The sequence below is a fragment of the Lactobacillus sp. OTU4228 genome, assembly GCF_001006945.1.
Taxonomy (GTDB): Bacteria; Bacillota; Bacilli; order Lactobacillales; family Lactobacillaceae; genus Lactobacillus; species Lactobacillus amylovorus.
On the sequence record NZ_CDLD01000025.1, the window covers coordinates 1 to 4,429 of the forward strand.

General features: G+C 35.2%; 4 protein-coding genes and 1 pseudogene. All 5 read right to left on the reverse strand.

Annotated features, from left to right (window positions below):
• Positions 1-127: 127 nt before the first annotated feature.
• Positions 128-841: pseudogene (locus BN1206_RS05330) on the reverse strand (carbamoyl phosphate synthase large subunit); the annotation flags it as partial.
• A 3-nt stretch (positions 842-844) separates the two neighbouring features.
• A complete protein-coding gene (locus BN1206_RS05335) occupies positions 845-1,900 on the reverse strand; it encodes a carbamoyl phosphate synthase small subunit (RefSeq protein ID WP_052543025.1) in 1,056 nt (351 codons plus the stop codon).
• 4 nt (positions 1,901-1,904) lie between these two features.
• Positions 1,905-2,813, reverse strand: a complete 909-nt coding sequence (locus BN1206_RS05340) for an RluA family pseudouridine synthase (RefSeq protein WP_052543026.1) — start codon at positions 2,811-2,813, stop codon at positions 1,905-1,907.
• Positions 2,806-3,270, reverse strand: coding sequence for a signal peptidase II (gene lspA, locus BN1206_RS05345; protein WP_013438036.1), 465 nt, complete (start codon positions 3,268-3,270; stop codon positions 2,806-2,808). Before lspA ends, BN1206_RS05340 begins: the two co-directional genes overlap by 8 nt.
• Positions 3,271-3,272: 2 nt before the next feature.
• The coding region (locus tag BN1206_RS05350; protein ID WP_231575980.1) for a formate--tetrahydrofolate ligase at positions 3,273-4,429 on the reverse strand (1,157 nt) is incomplete at its 5' end.

Consider the following 4,429-nt stretch of genomic DNA (forward strand, 5'->3'; position numbering starts at 1 on the left):
TCATCCGCATTTTCAGGAATGTTGATAACTGTTTGAACCTTTTCGCCCTTCTCTAATTGGAGCAAGTTAACTACTGGCAAACCTTTAGCCATTCGACCATATTCAGGAATTTCGTAGGCCTTCTTTGGATAAACACTAAATTGCCGTCTTTATCTCGAATGACATCGACAATTATTTTTTCCCATGCGTAAAGATCTTCAATTAAGCGATAGTTCTTCCAAGTAAAGTTGTCGTTTTGACTCTCGTTCTTAAAGTAAGCAATCAATGCTACAGGATCTTTGAATCTGAGATGTTCATTATGAACAAAACGATTATATTTTGTTACTAAAACTGGAAAGGCAATTCTTTGCTTTAACTCTTCCGGAGTAATATTTAGATTATCCGGAATTCTTTGATTTAATTCCCAAGACTTACTGGTTTTGACCCCTAATTTTTCTAGGAAATCGGTTCTCTTCTGTTGATCACCCATTTGCAGAGTTTTGGAATTTAGAGTCAATAATTGGATCCCCATTTGTTCCAAAATGCCATCTTGCAATAATTTATGAGCAACTTTTAATCCATTAGTTGAACCATAAGCCGTAATGATGGCATCGGGTTCTTCCATTCTTAAAATTCGCTTTAAGAAATCCAAAGTCATTGGCTCAAGGTAAACAGTAACGTCTGGTCTTTTATCAGTAGAAATAGTAGCTGGATTAGGATTAACTAAAACAACTTGAATGCCTTCTTCCGTGAGTGCATCAATTGCTTCAGTTGCCATAAGGTCCATTTCGGCTACACTTCCAATTAAAGTAGGTCCTGAGCCGATAATTAATACTTTATCTAGGTCGTTTTCTAATGGCATAATCTACTCCATCATTTGTACAAAATAATCAAAAATTTCATCTGCATCATGAGTTCCTGGTGCACCTTCAGGATTGAAAGCAGTGGCAATCAGTTTATCTTTAGTATTCCAAAAGCCGGCCATTAATTCACTGTGAAGGTCAAAGTACTCACGATTCATGTTCATTTTAATACTATCAGGTAAAACCAATTGATCAATATTCATTGAAGTTTGCCAAATAGTATTAGTATTTTGTTCAATTACCGGATAATTGATTCCATTAAATTCTTGCGGTAGATCCACTAATTCAAAATCCAAATAATCACTTAGTGCTAAGAAACCTAATCCAATACCTAAGATTGGATATTTACCATAGAATTTATCCAAAATTGAACTAAGCTGATTGATAGCTTCGTCAGGCTTACCTGGTCCATTCGAAATAATAATTCCTTCAGGTCTTAGGTTTTCAATATCGGCAGCACTAACGTTATAAGGTAAAACAGTAGCGTTTACTTTTCTTAAGGACAAAGCCCTTAACATTGAGTGCTTTAGTCCCAAATCAATTACCGCCACAGTTTTACCTACGTTGGGGGATGCATAAGCATTTTTAGTTGAGACCATAGCCGATTTATTTTTAGGTAACACCAATGCCTTAATTTGATCAAAAGCGTGTTCATCATCGGTATCCATAATAGAAGCTTTAATTGTTTCTTCTTCCATCAGACGATGAACTAATGCACGAGTATCTACCTTAAAAATAGCTGGAATCTTCTTCTCCTTTAAAAATGAACTCAAATCTTCAAAGTTTTCACTATCAGAAATGTTTAAGGCAATATCATTGGCAATAATTCCTTTGACGGTTGGATCAATACTTTCATAGTCGATAGCGTTAATCCCATTATTACCAATCATAGGAGAAGTAAATACTAAAATTTTTCCAGCATTAGTGGGATCGGTTAAGGCTTCTTGGTAACCAAAATTGGTAGTTTGAATTGCCAATTCACCGGTAGAAATAATATTGGCGCCTATCCCCTCACCTGGGAAAGAACTGCCATCTTCCAAAATCAAATAACGCTTCATTTTATCACTTGTTTTTTTCTAATTGAGCTAATGTTTCTTGAAAAATCTGAGGTGGTTCGACAGAAAATTCCATCCATTTACCAGTTCTAGGATGTTTAAAGCCTAAAACTTTGGCATGTAAAAATTGACCGTTACCTTTTAACGTTTTTCTTGGTCCATATAATGGATCACCTGCCACTGCGTGACCAATATAGTCAAGATGCACTCTAATTTGATGAGTACGTCCTGTCTCAAGTTGACATTCGATTAAACTATATCCTTTAAACTGCTTTAAAACCTTAAAGTGGGTAATTGCCTTCTTACCTCTTTCAACAACGGCCATCTTCTTACGATCATATGGATTACGACCAATTGGTGCATCAATGGTCCCATTTTCTTCACTAAAATTGCCATGAACAATTGCCCAATAAATTCGTTTGTTAGTTTTATGGGCTAATTGATCCTCTAATGATTCACGAGCCTTGGCATTTTTAGCAATCATCAAAAGACCAGAAGTATCTTTATCGATTCTATGGACAATTCCAGGTCTAAACCCTTCAGGAGACTTCGCTAAATCTTTTGTATGATACAAAAGTGCATTAACTAATGTATGATCTGAATGACCTGGTGCGGGATGCACTACCATGCCCTGAGGTTTATTAACTACAATCACATCGTCATCTTCATAAACAATATCAAGTGGGATATTTTCGGGAACAACATCCAATGGTTTTACCGCTGGAACATTAACTTCAATTTGATCCCCTGCTTGTACCTTATAGGAAACTTTCTCCTTCTTTTGGTTGACTAGGATATTGTCATCTTGAATCAATTCTTTAACTCTGGTTCTTGATAAATCTGGTATCTGTTCTGAAACAAATTTATCTAAACGACCATGTTCATCTTTTACTTCAAGTAGATATTTTTTAGGCATTCTCGTCTTCCTTATCTGCAAAAACAATTAAGTAAATGAAAATAATGATCACGCCTACAGTAATCGCACTGTCTGCAATATTAAAAATATTGAAGTGAATGAAGTCTAATTGAAGCATATCAATCACATATTTCAAGTGAATTCTATCGATAAAATTACCAATGATTCCACCTAAAACTAAGGATAAACCAACATCAAACAATGCGTTCTTATATTTCTTATTGAAAAGGAAATACAAGCAAACAGCAATTGCGACAACACTAATGAAATAAAAGAGCCACATTTGACCCGTCAAAATATTCCAAGCAGCACCATTATTTTGCAAGTAATTAAAGGAAAGGATGCCTGGAATAACTTGATGAACTTCACCTATTGTGTAATTAGCTACAATATAACTTTTTAGCCCTTGATCGGCTAAAATTACGAATAACGAAATTAATAAATATAAAAACTGCATTTTTAGAACAATCCGCTGATTTTACCATTATTGTCTACATCGATATCAAGAGCTGCTGGATGTTTAGGCAAGCCTGGCATATCTAATACATGACCTGTAGTAACTACGATAAAGCGTGCACCGTTTTTCAAGCTTACACCTTTAACATGTAAATTAAAATCTGTTGGTGCACCCAACTTTTTCTTATCATCACTAAATGAATATTGCGTCTTGGCAATGATGACAGGAAGCTTGTCTTTACCTAAATCATGCAAAGCTTGAATTTGTTTTTTAGCTTTTTCTGAGTATTCAACTCCTGTAGCATGATAAATCTTAGTAGCTACCTTTTTGATCTTGGTCTTAACGTCATCATCATCGTCATAAGTTGGGGTTAAGTCTGCTTTACCTGAATCTGCTAAAGCTACAACTTCTTCAGCTGCTTTCACGCCACCTTTTGAACCATCATCATGATAGTTAACAACTTCTGCTTTAATACCTTGCTCTTCAACAAGTTCCTTTAAGAGATTTAATTCTGATTCAGTATCAGTATCAAAGTGATTAATTAAAACCATGACTGGGACATTATATGAACGCATATTATTCATGTGGCGTTCCAAATTCTTAAAGCCTTCTTTTAATGCATCTAAGTTTTCTTCGTCTAAGTGATCAGTTGAACCTAGAACTTGATATTTAAGTGCACGTACTGTGGCTACAACAACGGCAGCATCAGGCTTTTTATCTAAGTGCTTGGAAACAAAGTCCATAAACTTTTGTCCACCTAAGTCACTACCAAATCCTGCTTCAGTTAAAACGTAATCGCTTAAGTGCATTGCCAAGTTAGTAGCAATTACAGAGTTGGCACCATGAGCAATATTAGCAAATGGTCCGCCATGCACCAAGGCTGGAGTATGTTCAAGAGTTTGAACCAAGTTTGGCTTTAAAGCATTAGATAAAAGAGCTGCAATTGCTCCTTGGAAACCAAGTTGTTTTACGTAAACTGGTTGATCATCCTTGGTATATCCAACAAGCATATCGCCTATTCTTGCTTTAAGATCATCAATATTTTGATCTAAAGGAAATATAGATTTATATGCTTCTCTATATTTTTCTTCTTCAGGAAGTTTTAACTCAGTCGTACCTTTAAATAAAAATTCATTGGTAAAAATTTTTTCTTCATTAT